The organism is Arcanobacterium wilhelmae (genome assembly GCF_029632765.1).
In the GTDB taxonomy this organism is placed as follows: Bacteria; Actinomycetota; Actinomycetes; order Actinomycetales; family Actinomycetaceae; genus Arcanobacterium; species Arcanobacterium wilhelmae.
This window is the reverse complement of record NZ_CP121247.1, coordinates 747523-766960: the sequence shown is the minus strand read 5'-3', so window position 1 is coordinate 766960 and position 19438 is coordinate 747523. Positions and strand designations below refer to the sequence as shown.

Below are 19438 nucleotides of genomic sequence, written 5' to 3'. Positions count from 1 at the left end.
TAGCATCTTGCTCAGGAATTTCTATCGATTCCTCATGCCTAACAGCAGTGAATTAGAAAGAAACAAAATGAAGATGAAAGCTCTGAAGTCTGCCGTTCTTGCGGCAGCCGCCAGCCTTTTCTTCGTGTCGACGACGCCGGTGGCCGCAACAGCCGCCGACGGCCCGGTGTTCTCCGAGAACCACACGGACGGCTTCTACGTCGTGACGGATACCGGAACCCCCGTTCTGAAGACACGAAACGGTCTAGCAAACACCGTCTACGACGGCAACGCCACATTCATCATTGACCCCTCAGCTTACGATGACGGCTCCTACGAGTTTGCGCAGTTCGAGAAGACCGGCCATACAGCATACTACTCGGTGAACCAACGCTCCTACTTTGAGCCCGGCTGGAGCGGCAACCCCACCGGGAATGGCTTCACCGCACTCGGGGTGTTGTTCACTGATGTGAAAGGCCCGGGTGAGCTTTCACTCTATGGCAACAACCTGACCAACGATGAGGACATCTCCCCAGTCCTTGCGGGAGATCAATACTTCATCAGGAAGGGCACCTACCTGCCTATCCTCGGACACACCCACGCGCACTGGTACTTCCAGAAGGCTGGCGACTACACATTTAAGGTCGTTCCTCTGGGAGTCAAGAATGGCGAGGTTATCCGCGGCGAGGAAGTGACCCAGACCTACAAAGTCACCAAGTCCGAAGACGATTCATCCCCGGCGTCACCAGTTGTTGACCGCGGCGAGGATCCAACAGCTAAAGACCGCCCACAGGGCGTCCGAGCCGAAGATCTCAGCAGTTCAGCACCAGCTCCGAAGGAAGAGCCATCGGCCGCGCCGTCGACAGAACCTGCACCTACCCCCACGGATACCCCGAGCACACAGCCCTCAGAGGACGTCGATGCCGATGCTCCAGCTGACGGCGAAACTTCCGCGGCGCCCTCCGCTGATGCGCCCGAACCGGACACCAAAGATACCGAGACTCCCGGAACCGATGAATCTCAAGATACTGGCTCTGGATGGAACTGGGGTGGCCTGTTCGGCGATAACGAGGATGATGGCACGCCCGACTGGGTCGATTCTCCACCAGCTGCTTGGAAACCTGTAGAAACTCCTGCAACCCTCGCCGGAGGACACCTGGACGCATTCTATGTCTATTCCAGCGACCTTGAGTCAGTGGACCTCCTCACCAAGGAAGACATCACCGGTCAGGGCGTTATCCGCACGCCCGAGTCGGCACGCTTCGTCATGAACGCCGACACGTACGAGACCGGCCTGGAGTACAAGTTGCCCGGCGGCGAAACCACGGGCTACATCTCCCCCTCGGTGAAGGCAAAGAAGGGTCTCTACCCTGGTTTTGCTTCAAACCAGTACACCAAGAACGAAGTCAAGAACGCGAAAGTCGTTTTCGAATCGATCACGGGCCCTGGCAAGCTCGCGTTTATGGACGCCAACCTCGACGGCACGTTCCAGACCGTGCTCGACGGCGGCAAGTATTATGTTGAGGACGGCGCCTCGTTCTCCGTGCCTGCCTCGTATCACAAGCACACCCACTGGATTTTCACCAAGCCGGGTAAGTACGTCATCAAAGCGAAGGTAGTTGCCGAGACCGAATCTGGACCGGTGGAATCTTCGCTGAAGACATACAACTGGTTCGTCAAGCCCAACGACGCCGATCCAAACAAGGATGCTGCCGGCGATCTGTCCGAGCTCGACAAGGCTCCAGAGGCGAAGGCCGGCGATCCCAAGACCAACGCCCCTGACCCGTCTGCGAGCGAGTCGCCGAAGGCTGAGGAGACGCCGAAGACTGAAGAACCGTCCTCTGCCCCGTCCGAAAACGACGACACAACCCCCGAGGCTCCGAAGGCCTCGTTCCCATGGGTCGAACTGGTTCCGGGAATCGTGAAGCCAACTCCGGCTCCCGAACCGAGTCCTGCTCCGACGTCGGCCCCAACGCCCAAGGACAACGAAACGCTCGCTCCGAAGGCGCCGGTGGAGAAGAAGCTCGAGATCGCACGCGGCCATATTGACCTGATCAACGTGTCAGCCGACGGCAAGAAGCTCGTCCTCAACGCGAAGGACGACACCACAGGCGAGACACCCGTGCTGCGCGCACCGGAAAGCTTCTACCTACGCGTGAGCGACAAGTCGAAGCGTGATATCCCCGGCAAGCTTGCCAAGGAGACCGCGCCGAACGGCTACCTCTTGTCGCAAAATGGCGAGGATCAGACCTACGCTCCGTTTGCCGGATGGGACACCACACTGGTTCAGCCTGCGTACGAGCAGATTCGCATCCACTTCAATAAGGTCACCACTCCTGAAGGTGGCAAGGTGTTCATGTTTGGTTCGGACCGTCGTGGAAAGCTCGTCTCCCCTCTCGAGGGCGGCAACATGGAGCTGAACTCGGGCGATTCAATTCTTCAGGAAACACCGATGCACGTGCACACCTCATGGCTGTTTACCCAGCCGGGCGTGTACACGATGAAGGTTCAGGCAGAAGACGCGAAGGGCGCTCTGGCTGCCGGTTCACTGATGGGCTTGCCAAAGGCTGATTCGGTGAAGGTCAAGTCGAATGAGGCAACATACACTTGGCTCATTGGCGATGCGACTGAGCAACCCGCTCCGAGCACAACTCCGACGCCGAATGCCGAGGCCGACACGCCTGAAATGCCTCAGCCTGGCGACTCGGCCCTGGACGCGATCAAGGACCAGTTGGCTGAGATCAGCGGTAAGCTCGACACTCTCGACGCAATCCTCGATGCCATTAACAAGGCAAAGGATCCCTCGGTGATCGAGGCTCCGGACGCCCCCAAGGCGGAGGCGACGCCGATGGCCCCGCAGACCTCACAAGCTCCGGAACAGAAGGGCCCGGACGCATCCGTGACAACTCCAGTGGCTCCCGAAACTCAGGAGCCCCCCGCGCAGGCCGACCCGCAGACAAAAGTGACGCTGTTCGATCACGGCCACTTTGACCTGTTCAACGTGTTCGCCAAGGACGGCAAGGTGCTCCTTGCCGCGAAGGAAGACACCACCGGCAAGCCAGTTCTACACAAGCCCGAGAGCATCGCGCTTCGTGTGAAGAGCGACCGCTTCATCATCACACCGGACACGTTCCCCTCCATCTTCCCGAAGGAAGTCTTCTTCCTTCCGGCGAATGACGCGGACACGTCGCAAATGGTGTGGCCAGGATGGGACACCTCTGCGGTACGCCCGAACTTCGAAGCAACCAAGATCGTCTTCGACAAGGTTGAGGGCCCTGGGCAGGTCTTCCTCTCGCGCTCCGACGCGTTTGGCGGCGTTGCCCCCGCGCTGAAGTCCGGCAATTTTGCGATCAGCGCTGGCGACTACATCGATCAGGTCAACCCGGCTCACGTTCACGCGAACTGGATGTTCGAGAAGGAAGGCATCTACACGTTCACTGTTCATGCCGAGTCAACTCCTGTAATGGGCGGCGATCCCGTGAAGTCGAACGTTGGGGTGTACACCATCGTTGTTGGAGACAACACGAAGCTTCCGGGCGCGGTTGCCCCGAAGGCTGAGCAGAAGAAGCCGCAAACTCCTAAGAAGAAGACCGGCGAGCACAAGAATACTGGCTCGAACACTCAGTCAACCTCGAACGGCACTTCCGAGGCCACAACGACAGGCACAGGCGATGGATCGTCGAACGCTGGCGCTGATCCGGCACCTTCGGCAACGTACTCGTCGAGCAGCGCTGGTGGGTCGACTCGTGAGGCATGCACGTTCGTTCCTGACAAGTCCGCGAACGAAGTCTCCGCCAAGGAAGCAAAGCCAAACACACCTGCAGCAGGCAACGCTGGATTGAACCTGGTTCCGATGGTGAAGGACGATCGCGCGGTCCCCGCAAAGTGGGTCTCGCCGTCGTCGTTGACGTTTGGTATTTCGAATGCGGGGAAGGCGACGACACCGCAGAATATTGGCGCGATTTCACAGGGGACCCCAGTGTGGATGATCTCATCCTCGCAGGTCGGTGGCGTTCCGTGGCTGGGAATGAACACCCAGCACCCGAGCGCTCTGGAGAATATCTCGGGGGCGACCTCGATCTCGCTGACTTCGTTCTCGGGTCCGGGCATGATGGAGGTCTTCACCTCGGGTAACCTCGGGAACGCGGTTGGCCAGGCCTGGTTCTCCGGCAACGGCAACCGCGGAAGCGGAACTGCAACGATTCCTGCGAACACCCACGTTCACCCGAACTGGATGTTTACAAAGGAGGGAACGTACAAGGTTGGTTTGACGCTGTCGGCGACGACGAAGGACGGCAAGCGCGTTTCGGGCAACACCACACTCACGTTCGTTGTGGGTGGTTCCGGTAGTGCGAACTCTGGCCACTTCGACTTCGGACCGCAGCTCGTCAGTGGTTCGGTAGCAGCCGACACTCCGACGTCGACGTCGGGCTCAGCAGTGAGCTCGATGCCGAAGGGCAAGTGGGTGACTGCTTCTGGCGCTCCGTGCACGCCGTCGAAGGCTGAGCTCAAGGCGGCAGGCTTCCCGTCGAACCTCTCCTACACCGGCACCGTCGGTGTGCCTGAGGGGCTCGTCCTGATGCTCACGGCGATCGCCGTGGGAAGCGTGCTCGTCGGGATGCGAAAGAAACGCTACTGAGTGACGAATCGATCAATGGGTGTGGCCCGGAAGGTTTCCTTCCGGGCCACACCCATCTATCCAACGGTGAACGAGCAACATTCTCCCCGGGCGACGGCTTCGCAGCTGTTCCCTCGGTGCACTGGTGCCGCGTCGCGAGGTGGCCCGTCTCCTACAGTGAACGACGCACAACAACGACAAATACAGCGTGCTACACTTGTTGGGCACAGAAGGAGAAAGGTGCCCGATATGAATCAGCCCGCAGACATCGAGTTCCGTGTCGCCCGAGGAATCCTTACTCTTGCGAACCGGATCATCGCGAACCGCAACGAGCACTTGAAAGAGGTCGGGCTCACCGCCGAGCAGGCCGATTCGCTCCTCTTTTTCTCACACAATCCAGAATCGTCCACCACTCACTTGAAGAACTTTCTTCGTGTTCGTCACCAGACAGCATCAGGCCTCGTTGCACGCCTGGCCGCAAAGGACATGATCGAAGTAACAGCCTCGGACGTCGATGCGCGCGCCAAAGTCATTCACCTCACCGATAAAGGAAACCGCGCAATCCATTTCCTCCACGAGCATGGCACCCACACTGGATCTGACCTCCTGAAGGGAATGAGCGCCGACGAACAACAAAAGTTCGTGGAGTTCATTCGCACCGCGCAGGAAAACGTCTCGGCGGACGAGCCGTGAGCCGCAGGGCCACAGCACTGATCAGCCCACAGACACTCGTGCCGGCATCGATAAACGTGCGGGAGGCTGGATTCCTGAGTTCCTCGTTATGTGTTTCACTCAACGCCTTTGGCGCTCGTCACCTTTGGCACTGGCACTCGCGGGATAATCCCCTACCGCACAACTGCGGTAACCGTAGTCGACCTCCACGATGTGACCGTGGGCCACACACGCCACACACCACCCGTTAACCTTGAACCAGCCGAGCCACCGGCGTCGGGAAAATACAGGAGGAAATAGATGACGCCCCACAAACTTGTAATTACAGGAGCCGGACACGTCGGAAGCGCAGTGCTCACCGACGCCATGAAAATGGGACTTTTCGGAGAAATCGCTGTGATTGATACTGCGCCAGGCGTTGCCTACGGCGAAGCACTCGATCAATACCAGGCCATCGGCGCGCTCACGCTCACCAACGTGAACGTGCACGAAGGAACCACCGCCGATTACACCGACGCCGACGTTGTGATCGTCGCCGCCGGCCCCTCGATGCTCCCCGACCCAAACGATCCCACCGGCAAGCCCGACCGTGCAATTCTCGCGAAGGTCAACTCCGAAACCATCCGCCAAGTGATGGGCGACATCACGGCACACACGCAAACCGCTGCCGTCATCATCATCACAAACCCCGTCGATACCCTCGTGTGGATCGCACAAAACGAATTCGAGTACCCCGAGCACCTCGTGTGGGGAACCGGAACCTGTCTCGATTCTGCACGCCTGCGCCGCCGCGTCGCCGACCATGTCGGAATCGCCCCCGCCTCTGTGGCGGGATTTATGGGCGGTGAGCACGGCATGGCCGCCTTCCCCATCCTCTCCCACCTCACCGCAGGCGCGGTTGCAACCGCCGATCTGCCAACAACCTACGGCGTCGATCCCCTCGACCCGGCCGAAGTCGGGCAGGCCGTCGTCGACGCCGCCTACGCCGTTTTCAACGGTAAGGGCTGGACCAACGCTGGTGTAGCGCAAGCCGCTCTCTCCATGGCACGCTCCTACCTCCTCGACGAGAAAACCGTGTTTCCCGGCTCAACCACCCTGCGCGCAGAGTGGGGCCACGACGGCGACGTCGCGATGTCGTTCCCACTCGCCATCGGCGCAGCGGGAGTGGAAAAGCGACTCCCACTCACCCTCAACGCATGGGAAGAAGAGGCCAAAGAACGCGCCGCGATCGCCATCCAAAGCGCGATGACCGACGCCGACTGCAACTACTAGAAATCACCCCACACAGTGAACGTGGCAAGTTTTCTCGGGAAAACTTGCCACGTTCACTGTTTTAGCGCCACCACGGACACCGGGTGCCTGCTACATCATCGCCAGCAGAGCAATAAACAACGTCAAGAGCCCCACGACCGCTGCGTGCAGGCGCCAATGGAACACCATATTCGCCGCGAACTCACGCAAGAACGACGTGGGGATGTAGTAGAGCGCCGTGGGCGAACCATACACATGCCACGGCAACCCCAATTGACGAGCCAACCCGCCCGCACGTAGCGCATGGAAGTTCGACGTCGCAACCGCAACCCGCAACGGACGCTCGCCCGGCTTGGAAAACTCCGGATCCCCCTCCGGCGTCGTTACCATATCCGCACCGGCCGCGAGCGCATCCGCTCCTACCTTCTCCAACAATTCGCGAGTGAACAGCAAATTCTCACGCGTGGTGGTGGAGCGATCCTCCTTCAGCACAGTGAACTTGTCCCCGCTCACCTCGTGCACGTACCGGCTCATCGCCTCAGCTTCGGAAATCACCTCATCACTGCCCTGCCCGCCGGAGCACACAATGACTCGGGCGCCGGCGTCGCGAGCAATGCCGATACCGCGATCCAAGCGTCCCGCCAACAACGGCGTGACTCGCTCGCCAATCAGACCCGCACCCAGCACAACCACCGCGTCATACCGCTCCTCGCGCGGCCATAAACTGTGAATCCATGCCTGAAGGGCGTAGGCCACCAAATTGAAACCCACATAGCCTACCACCAGGATGTACCACATCGCGAGGGCGAGCACGCGCAAATTCGTTTGCGGGCTCGCCGATTCGAGGGCACGAACAAACGCCGAAGAATTGATATACACAATCAAGATCGTGGCCGCGAAAGTAGCCAGGCCCGCCGCCAACGGAAGCGCACGCGCCAAATTCACGCCGTATCGCATCATCACGTAATACCCATTCGCGATCAGAGCCAACGACACCCCAACGACCAGCAGGAACCCGCCGATGAGCAACCCGTAGAACATGAACAAACCCAGTGCCGGCGAAACCGCCGACACAAGCGCCGCAAGCCCGACCCACGTCAGCAGACCACCCGCGAGCAGCCACAATCCAGTTGCAGCTCGCCGGCGATCACGCACCAGGCGCACAAGCCCCCACGCCAGGAGGATCAATCCAACAGCCAGCACCACCAAAAATCGGGAAAGCTCTTCGTCCATCGTTATTCCTCTCGCGCGGCCGGTTCATGTCGCACACATCCTATCTGGACGAACACGGACCCGGCCGGGCGGGCGCGGGCCGGGCATCGGCGTCGGGCGGTGGCAGAGTAATTTCGCTTTTAACTATTCAAAATTGAAAACGCGGTCTATACCCACAGGCATAGTTGAATGTTACACAATATCCTCGTCTCGCTCTTGCGCCGAGGATGACGCATTGGAGCAGGTCGCTCGCATAACAAGCCACCTCCGTTCACGCCCGGCGCTCCCCTACTGCTCACCGGTGATGTCCGTCTGCCCAAACACCAGCAAGTTGCGTTTCGAGTGCTAGATGTCTTACACAACGCACTACCTGAGGACCACCCACGGCCACCAGAAATTTGGAACAATAGTGAGCATGGAATTCGCGAAGCTGACACGAGCCGAATACGAAACGTTCATCGCCCACCGCCGGCACTTCATCCCCCAACTCCCCGCATACGCGGCCGCAAAAAATGCCGTCGGCGCACAAGCGGAGTTCGTCGGTGTGAAGGCAGACGGAGAAGTAGTTGGCGCTGGCGTGCTCACCTACCAGCCGTGGAAGAAGCTCTTCCGCAAGGCACACCTCACGTATGGTCCGACCCTCGATTGGAACGACGACGCCAGTGTGCAAGCGTTCTTTGACGGCCTGCGAGCACATCTGAAGGCACAGCGCAACGTGCTGACTCTTGATGTGAACCCGATCGTGGCGAAGAACCGCTATGAGGACATTGAGCTTGTACACGCCGAGCTTGCTGAAGGTGCGCACGCTGATTCCCTTCTGCGTCAATACGGATTCACACATGTTGATGCGGAGTTCTATGAGCGCTCTGACGTGCAGATTCGCTACATCTATACCAAGACGATTGCAAGGATGAACTTCGATGAAGCGATCGGTTCAATCTCGAAAACTCTGCGCAGGCGTTTCCGCAACACGGAACGCTACGGTGTGGAAGTGAAATTCGAAGGGCCCGAGGCATGGGAAACGTTCACTGGCCTGTTCTCTGCGGCTCAGGATCGTCACGAAATGGCTGATCTTTCACACAACCAGATCGCACTTTTCAGCGAGCTGATGAAAGATGTTGGGCCAGAGAATGGATTCCTGTGCATCGCCTACATGCATCCGGCGCGCTACCTCGACGAGCTCGCTGAAGATCGGGCAGCCACCGAAGAACGCATCGCCACGCTCGAGGCGCGCAAGCCCACTGCCAAGCGCGATACAGAGCTTGCCCAACAGCGCAAAGCCTTGGAGCAGAACGATGCCCAACGTGCAGAAGCTCAGGCAACTCTCGATCAATATGGTGACAAGATCGCGATCAACGGCGCTCTCGCGTTCCGCTGTGGAAATGAGCTGGTGGGATTGCTCGGCGGAATGGACAAGCGCTTCGTACAGTTCGCTCGCAACTACCCCGTGGAAGGTTCGCTGTTCCGCTGGGCGGTGGAACACGAGCTCGATACTTACAACACATTCGGTGTATCTGGGAACTTTGGGCCCGATGCCCCAGATGCCTCCGTGCTCAAATTCAAGCGCCTACTCAACGGACAGGTGGAAGAGTTCATCGGCACGTACCAGCTTGTGGTCTCGCCGTTCCTCGCCAAACTGACAAAGGCTGCCGAATAAACGGTGAGTTTTTGACGACTGGCGAATAATCACGGCCGCCGGATGAACGGTGGGTTCTGAGCGCAAAACCTGCGCTCAGAACCCACCGTTTCGTTCACATGATTGTTTCGAGTGACTTCACTATCTGAGCCTCGCTGAGAACACCCACAGGGTGCTCGCGGAGCTTCCCCTCTCTATCAATAAAGAAATGCGAGGGGATCCCGAGCGTACCGTACAGAGCCGAGACCTCCGATGTCGGATCGGGCATCAACGTGAAATCAAGGCCAGCGCGTTGCGCGTACGCCGCAACCGCAGCCTGATCCTCTCCAACGAATACCGACACCACTTCAAGCCCCTGCGACGCATACTTCTTCGCTGCAGAAGCAACATCCGGCATCTCCGCACGACATCCTTGACACCATGAAGCCACGAATGACAGCCAGACGGGCTTTCCTTTCAGCTGCGAAAACCGCACGGGCTGGCCGTTGATATCAGTGCCCATGAAATCCGGAACAGTCGCGCCAACTTGAGGCGAAACGCTGGCTCCACCTGTATCAACAGCGGTCACCTTGCCGGTTCCCTCCGCCATAGAATCCACCGGCGCACCTTTGAGCGTCCAGGCGCCGGCAACGACGATTGCCGCAGTCACTGCCAGCACAATGACCGTGCCAAACTTGCTCTCGCGGATGCGCGCGCGCCAATCCTTACCTAGCTCGGAGTTTCCCTGCGATGCAGGTGTGGCGCCAGTTGTTCGCTCGGTATCACGTCCAGCCCCGGAGTCGTTATACTCGCTCATCTCGTCTCCCTGAATATTTCTCAGTGCCGACCCACATTAGGCGTACGAATGTAGGCCGCCGAACCAGTAATTGCCGAAGAACGTGAAAATAATCGCCACGAAACCGATCACGAGAAGCCACGCAGCCTTATTCCCGCGCCAATCGCGAACCACTCGAGCATGCAGGTACGCGCCGTAAATCAGCCAAGTGACCAGCGCGGCAGTCTCCTTCGGATCCCACGCCCAGTAGCGGCCCCACGCAATATTCGCCCAGATCGAGCCCAGGATGATCATGATGGTCAGAAGCGGGAAGGTGATCACCACCGCTTTGTAAGCAATCTCGTCGAGCAACTCCGGCTTGGGCCAACCTCGCCAGGAAATCCTCGGTGCAAGGAGGAACATGAGCGCAGCACCAAACCCGACCACGGCGGCGCCGTACGAGAGCGCGGCAGTGAACACGTGAATCGTGAGCAGTGGCGAATTCTGCAACGCAGGCATCAACGGATCGTTCTCATAGCTGAGTGTGGTGATGTACACCAGCATCGCAAGGATCACCGGAAGGGTGAACAATGCGAGGGTCCGCGCGTGGTATTTGTGATTGAAGTACACCTGGAATAACAACATCCCCCACGCGAACGACGTCGCAAACTCGTACTGGTTTGCAAGCGGAACCTTCCCCGTGGCAGCCCAACGCAAAATCATCGATGCCGTGAGCGCCACGAGTGCCAGTACCACCAGCCCGCTCGCATACCACGCAACTCCCTTGGGCTGGCTCCCCGCCGACGTCGAAGACACAGAGGTCACCTTCTGGGAACGGGTACGCCACGCGGTGAACGTAAGCAAAACGTAGGCGGTAAAGGCCAAAGCGACCAAAATCGCGGTGGCGAATAGAAGAATTTGAGAAAACTCAAGCATTGGTTACATCCTTTTGAATAATTTCCACAGTCGAATGTGCGAATTGTGAGAACTGGCGTTCAAAGCCAAGCTCGGCTTTGTCATGCGAGGCGAATTGCACGCGCGTGCCACCACCTTCACCTGGAGTGATTCGTACCCAGATGCGGTGGTGACGCCACACCATCGTCAGGGTTGTTCCGATAGCAAGCAATGCGGCGCCGAGCCAAACCACCCACGTTCCCGGATCGTTCTTCACGAGGATACCCGTGTACTGAGCTTCACGTTCAAATGTATACGTGAGCTCGCCAAGCTTTTCTGCCTGGCCTTGGTCAACGACCTTCGTCGCCGTCGGGGTCTTCTCCCCCGCCGGGTATACCTCCAGGCGAGCCTGCCCCGCACGGATATCCGCATTCTGGTGGCCAGATGCCGACGCCACTACGTACACATCGAGTCCATCGACTCGGACAGTGCCGAAACTGTAATTACCGTCGGACGTGGTCGAAGTGAGGGGAACACCGTCGTGGAACACTACCTTGCCTGAAGCATCCTCAACCTTGAGTACTCCGGATATCCCGAAGGACGCTTGGTGAAACGTCACGCCGTCGACTGTCATCGGTGAGTTCACTCGAACTTCCTGGCGTGCAACCTGTGTCCCACCCCGTGAAATCACGAGGTCGGTCACATAGTCCTTCGGCTTGCCCGAATCGTAATACGTATCGCGGAATGACTCAGCGCGTGCTGTCAGCCCCGTCGAATGGCCAACTTCTTTATCCATTCCCACAGTGAGCGTGAAGGACTCATCACGGAAACCCGTCATTGAGCTCACCACAAAACCGCAGATAATAATCACGAATGCAGCATGTGAAAGCGCTGTACCGAAGGGCGCAAGGCGGAAACGATCAACATAAAAATTACGTTCCTCCCCGCTGCGACCTTCCAAAACGCGCCCGTGCCAACGCTTCGTCTGCACGCGAAGTGCCGCTTCGATGTCGTCGGCGGTAGCCGGCGTCGAAAACTCCTCGCGCAGACGGGCACGCTCGAAGAAGCTTCCTCGAGCATTGACGTGAGGTTTGAACGCGTTGCGGTACAACAACGGTAGGCGATGCGCCGTGCAGCCAATAATCGACAGGCATAGCAACACCATCGCCCCCAAGTACACCCACGACGAAAAAATCGTAAACATCCCGAGGAACGCGAGGACGCGAGTCCAGCCACCGTAAACTTCACTCACACGATCAAGGAACGACGCCCACGATTCCGGATGAGCTCGTACCTCGTTACTCACCTGCGGAACGAGAACGCCGATCAAACTGAGCACGCTCACGATCAAAATCAAAATCAGACCCACGCGCTTGTTATAGAAAAACGCATAGACGGCACGCGCGATCTGGCGAGCCGAAAAATTTACACCATCAAGCCCATCAACAGGGCCGTTATCCATGCGGTCACTCATCTCTTTCACCTTTTCCTAAGCGGCCACACTCGGCACGAGATTCACTAACTTCCCAAATAACCCAGTCACCATCAAAAATCCGAGCGCGATCAACGCTGCCCCGCTCACAACAGCGATCGCCGAGTGGTGGCGGGTGAACCAGGCGAAACGCGCTCGGGCGTCAACAGCGCCGACGGCCACTGCGACTATCGGGGTGCCTAACCCCGCACAAAACACGAGCATTAATGCGATTCCCGAAAACGCCGTTGCACTTTGCGACGCGAGGGCCAAAATGCCGCCGAGAATTGGCCCAATGCAGGGAGTCCAACCGGCACCAAACACAATGCCCATGAGCGCCGATCGTGTGACGCCTGTGCCGCGAGTGCTCGCGTTATACATATCGGCGCCCATTGTCTGATCTAGGAACGGGATTGCAATCAGGCCGGCAATGTGCAGGCCCATCACGATGAGCACCACTCCACCAGTCACCCGTAAAGCCGGAGCGTATTGACCCACGACGTTCCCGAGCAGTGCGATCGATCCCCATAGTCCGATGAAGACCACTGAGAACCCTGCGATGAAAACCAGCGCGTGAACGGCTGCGGCTTTGCGAGATACCTTCCCTGGCGTTCCTCCAATCAATTGCCCGATGAATACAGGGACAACCGGAAGGAAACAGGGGGAAGCGAAAGCCACAAGCCCTGCCACAAATGCGACGGCAATTCCGATTTCCATTACTTCGCACCCTGCGTGCTCGTCGCTGATTTCGGCCCCGAGCTCTTGCGGTATTCGTTGATGTCTTTGGCCATGTCCGAATTAGGCGCGAGCTCGAGCACCTTATCCCATGCGGCCTTAAGGTTTGCCTCGTCAACAGGCTTGCGCATCAAATACACATAGCCCAAATCAAACCATGGTTCCGGCTTACTCGGATCCACTTCAGTGGCCTTCTTCCAGAGCTTCTCAGCACCATCAAAATCGTTCACATTAAACTTCGCAACACCGGCGATCAGCAAGGTTTCCATATCATTCGGCTCGATCTCAAGGGCGCCATCGAAGTGCCCAGAGGCATCCTGATAGAATCCGGCATCGAAATAGAGCTTGCCGAAATCTTTGCGCGCCTGCAGATCCTTCGGATTCGCCTCGAGCTTCTTCTTCAACTCCTCGACCTTCTTTTCGTCGAGCGTCTGATGCCCCGCAGACGCAGATTTACTTCCCGCACCAGCAGGATTCCCCTGCATCTGAGAAATATCAGGATGCCCCGAGGGCAATGAGGTGGGAGACGAATTTGCTCCGGATTGGCGAATAATGATCACGAGGCAGATCGCGAGTAGCACCACCAAAACAATTTCAAGTTTCGTGTAACCCCGCTTCCCCATGCGTGCGTTCGTTCCCGACGTCGCAATTGCGGCCTGCGTAGCAGCTGCGGGATCCGCAGATGCGTGAGTGCGCGGCTTCACGGGAGCGCTCTCCGTGTGTTTCTTACGGCGAGAGAACCAGCCAGCCGACTGTGTTCCTTCGTCAGTTTCTGCTTCAAACTGCTCGATATCGACGGCGTCGTCGAAGTCTTGGCTATTGTCACGTTCATTCGTCACTGCCGTCTCCTTAATTTTTCAATCGTGTGTGTAAAAATCGGTAGTGGCGGCGCTGAGCGCCGCCACTACCGAGCCGATGCTATTTCTTGATTGGACTGGGCCGGTCAACCGGCTTGATGTCCTTGTAGCTCGACGCCGGGCGTGCCGTGTCGACCTTCACGCCTCGCAAAGCCAACTGGCCCGAGCGAGCGTAATCAGTAGCCTCGTTCAGAATCGATACCGAGTATTGCGGAGCGTGGAAGCCTCGCGAGTTCTCCGAAACCGAGTAGTCCACGATGAACTGCGCCTTGCGCTGGAAATCGTAGGCCTTCTGAAGATCCTCGTCCTTCACCGTCCCCGCCTTTTTGGCGGCCACGATGTCGTCAATCAGATTCTGGACCGCGGTAAACGCCGTATCCTTGGCGCCTTCCCACCGCTTCTGGATGTTCGACACACGATCCTTCATCTCAGTCGCAGTGGAGTGGTGGCAGGTCAGACATGAAGAGTTGATCTGCGCTTCACTTGCCATCGGCGAACGTACCTGGTGGTCAGAGACCTTGGCCGCTCCGTCGCGCTTGTACGGCATATGGCAGTCCGCACAGCTCACGCCGTTCTTCGCATGGATTCCTTGACTCCATGTTTCGAAATCCGGGTGCTGGGCCTTGATGACCTTTGCTCCCGTATCCTTGTGGGTAAAGTCCGAGAAGCCAACCTCGTCGTAATACGCCATGGCGTCCTGGACGGTCAAGCCCTTTGTCCATGGGAACGTCAAGGTCTTTTCCTCACCCTTGAAGTAGTACTCCACGTGGCACTGAGCACACACGAACGTCCGCATCTCCTGATTCGTGGCATCACGATTGACGTCGTAATCCTTGATGCCTTCGGCAGCCTTCTCCGCCTTAATTCCCTCAATAAAGGCAGGGCGAGTGATCGTCAACTTCATGGTCTTTGGATCATGGCAGTCGATACAAGCAAGCGGCCCCTTGGCGTGCTGTGCGACTTCGGCGTACGGCATCTTGTTCATCTTCGCCCACGCATCCTTCGGATCGTTCGGGTTAATCGAATTGAGAACAGCCGGCACCGAAGCGTGACAGTTCAAGCATGCGCCAGGCTGCTTGAAATCCGTCATGCGCTTCACGAACTTCTGATCTTCGAACATCCATTCGTGACCACGCGGCTCGTTGTATTCCACCGAGAACGCGTACCCCTTCCAGATGCTCACCAATCGAGGCTCCACTGCAAGCTTCGAATGGGTTTTAGTTTTACGGGTATCCTCCGGAACCGACGGATCAGTGTTCTCCACTGCCGCACCAGGTTCCATCTCGGCTGTCGCCTTGAATCCCTCGTACTGTTTCGGCCAGTTCTGACCCCACACAGCGGGATCGAACGTTGTGTCGTCAATCTGAGCCACGGGGCTCCATGGATGTGCAGCCTCTTGCTTATGGCCAGCAATATCCATGAGCAACCACGTGATCCCAGCAGCGATCAGCGCAACCACAACCAGCAATACCCCAGCAATCCATGTTCTGGATTTCTCCTGCGGCACGGCCGTTGCGGCAGGCTGAGCATCCGGCACGTTGTTTTCGGTGCTCATTTTCTTCACCTCTTATGTCCGACGCCGTCGTGGCAACGAATGCACGAAAGCGTTTCATCGGCTTGAACTGAATTGTGCGCAATCTGATCCACGAAATTTCCGTGGCAGTACACGCACGCCTGCTCAGTGACCTCTTTGTTGTGAGGCCTGATTTGGATGTTCTCTGGGTAATTCCCAAATGTGAATTTCAGAGAGTGCATCAGGCCGTTTTCGGCCTTGTTGATGTACTTCGCCACCAAACTGCCGTGCGGTGCATGGCAGTCGTTACACGTTGCCACATTCGCATGCGACCCCTTGATGTATCCGTTGTACTGCTCGTTCATGGCATGGCACGAATTGCATGTTTGCGGATCATTGCCGAAATACTTCGTGAATCCGGAATAGTGGAGCGTCATTGCCCCAACACCCAGCACAATGCCGATCATTGCGGCAAGGGCGAGCCCCATCTTTCCTGAAAAGAGACCGATCACGGCACGCCATATGCGGCGTAACCGAGACGATTTCCGCTCCATCGCGCACCTCCCAGTTTTTGATAACAATGGCTTCGTTACAAGTCTCATTATCAATCTATCTGACACGCGTTTCACATAAAAAATTCCACGAAAAAGAATTCGAAGTAATTTTCGCAATCATCAACAGGTTGGCGACACGAAGGACTTTTGTCGCATACGAAAAATTTCTACACCACGACTTATCCCCGACATACTGCAGTTTTATACTTTCGTGACACGATCCAAAAATGTGTTTTTACCCAGGACTTGTGGTGCCACAACCGCTTTTCTCCAACCAGTTCACCCACACATCGTTTGACGACGCCATGGCATCATCTCAGAAACCAGTTTCCGTCGGCTTCGGATAAAACTGGCGCATCCGCTTCGCTTCATTGAGCCCATGAACTGTGCGATAGATCCAGCGCTTGATGTGCCAATCCTTTGAATAAGCGAGCGGGTCAACTTTCGCCACCTTACGCGCTTCTTTCACCTTGTCCCACAAATCTGCATCGGGCACATATTTGCGCGTTGCAATCGCCTGCGGAATGATCGAAAAAATACCGGTACGCGAATTAGTCTGGAACTGCGCCGGCCGCCCTTCGACGTCGTCGAGCAACGCTTTCGCCAAATCCACTCGCCCAACTTTCAGATAATAATGGCCACGTCCGATACGTGGGTTCAGATCCAGCCAGTAAGGAACACCCGTGCGCGGATCTACCTTCACGTCCATCGAGAAGAACCCTCGGATCCCCGCCGCTTTCACGATCCGAGTAGCCTGATCGATCAGCACATCATTCTTCTCCAACAGCACGATGCCCGCGTTGCCAATATATGCCGGCTGATGCAAACCGAGCAGTACGTGACCGCTACCCACTGCCGTGACCGAACCATTCGAATCCACATACCCATTCACCAGCCACTGCGCAGTATCGTGCCCAGGAATCAGTTCCTGAACAATCAGATTCGTCTCCACGCCGTTGCGAGCGAGCATCCCAAACCACTCCAGCGCCTGAGGTACGGTAGCCAGCACCTTGACCTTCCGCAGGCCTTGGTTCCACCAGCGATCCAGCGAGAACCGCGCATCTTGCGGCTTGACCACCACCGGAAACGTCAGCGACTCCAGTGCCGCAGCCCACGCTTCTACTCCCGACTCCGATACGATCCGAACGTCCGCGCGCTTGGGGACCGCCAACCCCAGGCCAGTAACAAGCTCAGCCATCGATTCTTTGTTCGAAGCCCGAGCGATCACATCCTCGCTCGAATACGGTGCAATCCAGCGCTCAAGCTTGTGCGGATGGCGGGCAACAAACTCCACCTCATCGTCCGTGTTGATCAACAGCAAGAGCTGGCGATCCGGATACTCGCGTTCAATCGCACCGAGCTCAGCAAAAAACCGATCCTCGTTTTGACGAACCTCTCGATCAATCCTGCGTACATCGAAAAGCCGCGAATGCTGGATGGGCCCACGATCAGCGTCAGCCACCACAAGCGAACGATATCCCCCAAGTTCGTGGAACAAGCGTGCAAAGGAATATGCCGAAATGTCGTAACCAAAAATCACCGGCAACAGGTTATCAATCACGTTACTTCCTTCCGTGGCGCGGCCAATGCGGCTCAACACGCTTCACGCCCAACTTCGCCAACACTGCAAAAACCATCCGCTCAAAGTAGGCCACCTCAGGCATGCGCAAAAGTTCGCAGAGCACAAAAAACATCGCCGTGATCGCCGTTCCGCCAATCAACACCTGGAACACCGCCAACGAAAGCGGAAGCTGCGCACCTGCGTCGAGGTACGAAACCACAGCGATTCCGAACACACCCGAGATCACTGAGATCACGAAATAGCGCGCATACGTCCAGGCAATCGGCCACATCGAAATCTTGCCAATATGCCGGCGCAAATCCCACAGCATCAGCGGTACCGAAACCGTGTTCGTCAGTGCCATGGTCAGGCCGATACCTGCTACCGTGAGCGACGGCGAAAGGAACCCTGACAGCACATAACCGATCATGCCCATCAACTTCAGCGGCAACCCGATCATGAATGCGCCACGCGTATCCTCATAAGCGTAATACACGCGATTGAGAACCGTAGAAGCACCCACGCCAACCAGGCCCAGCGACATCGTCACCAACACGACCGACACGGCACTCGCCTGCGCGAGGGGCACAGTAGCCATGAGCAATCGTGTGAGCGGCAATGCCAGTACCACCAGGCCAACCGTGCACCAGAACATCAACATGCCGATCACCTGGAGAGCACGCGTGGAATCGCGGCGGATCACCGCCAAGTTCTGCGCCTGCGCGTTCCGAGCAAGCGATGTGAAAATCGCCGTCACCACCGAAACCACGATCAATGATTGCGGCAACGAATACAACATATAGGCAGCGGAGTAGCCCGCGTTGCCTGCGATCCGGGCGCGCTCGATCCCACTGGCGTCGCCACGGGCGGCGGCCTGCGCCGCAACGTTCGTCAAGATAATCGTCGGCACAATACCTACCGCCATCTCCGCGAAAATCCACGTAGAAACGCGAGCCGACTTGCCAATACCTGCACCTCGCCATGCGAAATCCGGGCGCCACCGAACCCCCACTTTACGCAACGAAATCAAGAGCACCAGCGCCTGCGCCGCTACCCCCGCCGTCGAGACTCCACCAAGGAACGCGATCCGCCCCGCCGTCCATACCGACGCCGTTCCCGTCACCGCTTGCGTGGCCGAACCATACACCAGAATCATCGCGGTGATTCCCAGGCACGCTACCACGTTATTCAGCGCCGGAGCCCACATGTAAGGGCCGAAGTTTTCCTTCGCATTCAACACCTGGCCGATCACCGTATACATGCCGTAGAAGAAGATCTGCGGTACACACCAAAAAGCGAAGGCCACCGCAACCTGGTACCAATCCGGCGGAAGAGACGACGCGAAAATGGACACCAGCCACGGCGATGCTAACGTGAGGACAAACGTGATCCCGCCCAGGCCAACTGTTGCAAGTGTGAGGATCTTATTAATGAAAGCTGCGCCGGTTTCCTGGCCCTGCGCCATGGCGCGCACGATTGCGGGGATCAGTACGGCATTCACCACTCCGCCGATCACAGCCATGTAAATCAGGTTCGGGAGCTTATTCGCAATATCGAACGAATCGGCCGCCATCGAATTCACACCAACAACGACGCCGAGCAGCAACGGCGAACGCACGAAGCCAAGCAACCGAGATACCAGCGTACCCGCTGCCATCACGATCGACGATCTGGTTGCATTCGCCGCCATAAAACTCCTTCTTCCTGTGCTCTGCGAGCGCACCCAGCCTA

General features: G+C 57.6%; 14 protein-coding genes. 4 read left to right on the top strand and 10 right to left on the bottom strand.

Features of this window, described 5'->3' with window-relative positions:
- Nucleotides 1-67 precede the first annotated feature (67 nt).
- The 3 genes from P8A24_RS03330 to P8A24_RS03320 all read left to right on the top strand — a co-directional run bounded on the left by P8A24_RS03330 (nucleotide 68) and on the right by P8A24_RS03320 (nucleotide 6541).
- Nucleotides 68-4618, top strand: coding sequence for a TIGR03773 family transporter-associated surface protein (locus P8A24_RS03330; RefSeq protein WP_278059724.1), 4551 nt, complete (start codon nucleotides 68-70; stop codon nucleotides 4616-4618).
- Nucleotides 4619-4846: 228 nt separating this feature from the next.
- The gene (locus tag P8A24_RS03325; RefSeq protein WP_278059722.1) at nucleotides 4847-5290 is read left to right on the top strand and encodes a MarR family winged helix-turn-helix transcriptional regulator; all 444 of its coding nucleotides are present in this window, start codon (nucleotides 4847-4849) and stop codon (nucleotides 5288-5290) included.
- 279 nt (nucleotides 5291-5569) lie between these two features.
- Entirely contained in the window at nucleotides 5570-6541 is a 972-nt protein-coding gene (locus P8A24_RS03320; RefSeq protein WP_278059719.1) for a lactate/malate family dehydrogenase, read from the top strand.
- Nucleotides 6542-6631: 90 nt separating this feature from the next.
- Here P8A24_RS03320 and P8A24_RS03315 read toward each other — a convergent pair whose 3' ends face one another.
- Nucleotides 6632-7753 (bottom strand): YdcF family protein, encoded by a 1122-nt coding sequence (locus P8A24_RS03315; protein ID WP_278059717.1) that lies wholly within the window; start codon nucleotides 7751-7753, stop codon nucleotides 6632-6634.
- 394 nt (nucleotides 7754-8147) lie between these two features.
- Here P8A24_RS03315 and P8A24_RS03310 point away from each other — a divergent pair, with 394 nt between their 5' ends.
- Entirely contained in the window at nucleotides 8148-9389 is a 1242-nt protein-coding gene (locus P8A24_RS03310; RefSeq protein WP_278059715.1) for a lipid II:glycine glycyltransferase FemX, read from the top strand.
- Nucleotides 9390-9483: 94 nt separating this feature from the next.
- Here P8A24_RS03310 and P8A24_RS03305 read toward each other — a convergent pair whose 3' ends face one another.
- From P8A24_RS03305 to murJ, 9 genes are all read right to left on the bottom strand, one after another.
- On the bottom strand, nucleotides 9484-10164 hold the full coding sequence (locus P8A24_RS03305) for a TlpA family protein disulfide reductase (RefSeq protein WP_278059714.1): 681 nt from the start codon (nucleotides 10162-10164) through the stop codon (nucleotides 9484-9486).
- Between the two features lie 36 nt (nucleotides 10165-10200).
- Nucleotides 10201-11058 (bottom strand): c-type cytochrome biogenesis protein CcsB, encoded by an 858-nt coding sequence (gene ccsB / locus P8A24_RS03300; protein WP_278059712.1) that lies wholly within the window; start codon nucleotides 11056-11058, stop codon nucleotides 10201-10203.
- The gene (locus tag P8A24_RS03295) at nucleotides 11051-12490 is read right to left on the bottom strand and encodes a cytochrome c biogenesis ResB family protein (protein WP_278059710.1); all 1440 of its coding nucleotides are present in this window, start codon (nucleotides 12488-12490) and stop codon (nucleotides 11051-11053) included. Before P8A24_RS03295 ends, ccsB begins: the two co-directional genes overlap by 8 nt.
- Nucleotides 12491-12505: 15 nt before the next feature.
- Nucleotides 12506-13204, bottom strand: coding sequence for a cytochrome c biogenesis CcdA family protein (locus P8A24_RS03290; protein ID WP_278059708.1), 699 nt, complete (start codon nucleotides 13202-13204; stop codon nucleotides 12506-12508).
- Complete coding sequence (locus tag P8A24_RS03285; RefSeq protein ID WP_278059706.1) at nucleotides 13204-14061, bottom strand: tetratricopeptide repeat protein; 858 nt, start codon at nucleotides 14059-14061, stop codon at nucleotides 13204-13206. Before P8A24_RS03285 ends, P8A24_RS03290 begins: the two co-directional genes overlap by 1 nt.
- A 79-nt stretch (nucleotides 14062-14140) precedes the next feature.
- Nucleotides 14141-15634 (bottom strand): ammonia-forming cytochrome c nitrite reductase subunit c552, encoded by a 1494-nt coding sequence (locus tag P8A24_RS03280; RefSeq protein WP_278059703.1) that lies wholly within the window; start codon nucleotides 15632-15634, stop codon nucleotides 14141-14143.
- A 5-nt stretch (nucleotides 15635-15639) separates the two neighbouring features.
- Complete coding sequence (nrfH, locus tag P8A24_RS03275; RefSeq protein WP_278059701.1) at nucleotides 15640-16104, bottom strand: cytochrome c nitrite reductase small subunit; 465 nt, start codon at nucleotides 16102-16104, stop codon at nucleotides 15640-15642.
- A gap of 358 nt (nucleotides 16105-16462) precedes the next feature.
- Complete coding sequence (locus P8A24_RS03270) at nucleotides 16463-17707, bottom strand: carboxylate--amine ligase (protein WP_278059699.1); 1245 nt, start codon at nucleotides 17705-17707, stop codon at nucleotides 16463-16465.
- A gap of 1 nt (nucleotide 17708) precedes the next feature.
- Nucleotides 17709-19397: a murein biosynthesis integral membrane protein MurJ gene (murJ, locus tag P8A24_RS03265; protein WP_278059697.1), complete on the bottom strand. Its 1689-nt coding sequence runs from the start codon at nucleotides 19395-19397 to the stop codon at nucleotides 17709-17711.
- Nucleotides 19398-19438 lie beyond the last annotated feature (41 nt).

Bases quoted from the DNA above. Each gene is read 5' to 3' on its own strand.
- P8A24_RS03330 (WP_278059724.1), top strand. From the start codon at position 68: ATGAAGATGAAAGCTCTGAAGTCTGCCGTTCTTGCGGCAGCCGCCAGC.
- P8A24_RS03325 (WP_278059722.1), top strand. From the start codon at position 4,847: ATGAATCAGCCCGCAGACATCGAGTTCCGTGTCGCCCGAGGAATCCTT.
- P8A24_RS03320 (WP_278059719.1), top strand. From the start codon at position 5,570: ATGACGCCCCACAAACTTGTAATTACAGGAGCCGGACACGTCGGAAGC.
- P8A24_RS03315 (WP_278059717.1), bottom strand. From the start codon at position 7,753: ATGGACGAAGAGCTTTCCCGATTTTTGGTGGTGCTGGCTGTTGGATTG.
- P8A24_RS03310 (WP_278059715.1), top strand. From the start codon at position 8,148: ATGGAATTCGCGAAGCTGACACGAGCCGAATACGAAACGTTCATCGCC.
- P8A24_RS03305 (WP_278059714.1), bottom strand. From the start codon at position 10,164: ATGAGCGAGTATAACGACTCCGGGGCTGGACGTGATACCGAGCGAACA.
- ccsB (WP_278059712.1), bottom strand. From the start codon at position 11,058: ATGCTTGAGTTTTCTCAAATTCTTCTATTCGCCACCGCGATTTTGGTC.
- P8A24_RS03295 (WP_278059710.1), bottom strand. From the start codon at position 12,490: ATGAGTGACCGCATGGATAACGGCCCTGTTGATGGGCTTGATGGTGTA.
- P8A24_RS03290 (WP_278059708.1), bottom strand. From the start codon at position 13,204: ATGGAAATCGGAATTGCCGTCGCATTTGTGGCAGGGCTTGTGGCTTTC.
- P8A24_RS03280 (WP_278059703.1), bottom strand. From the start codon at position 15,634: ATGAGCACCGAAAACAACGTGCCGGATGCTCAGCCTGCCGCAACGGCC.
- murJ (WP_278059697.1), bottom strand. From the start codon at position 19,397: ATGGCGGCGAATGCAACCAGATCGTCGATCGTGATGGCAGCGGGTACG.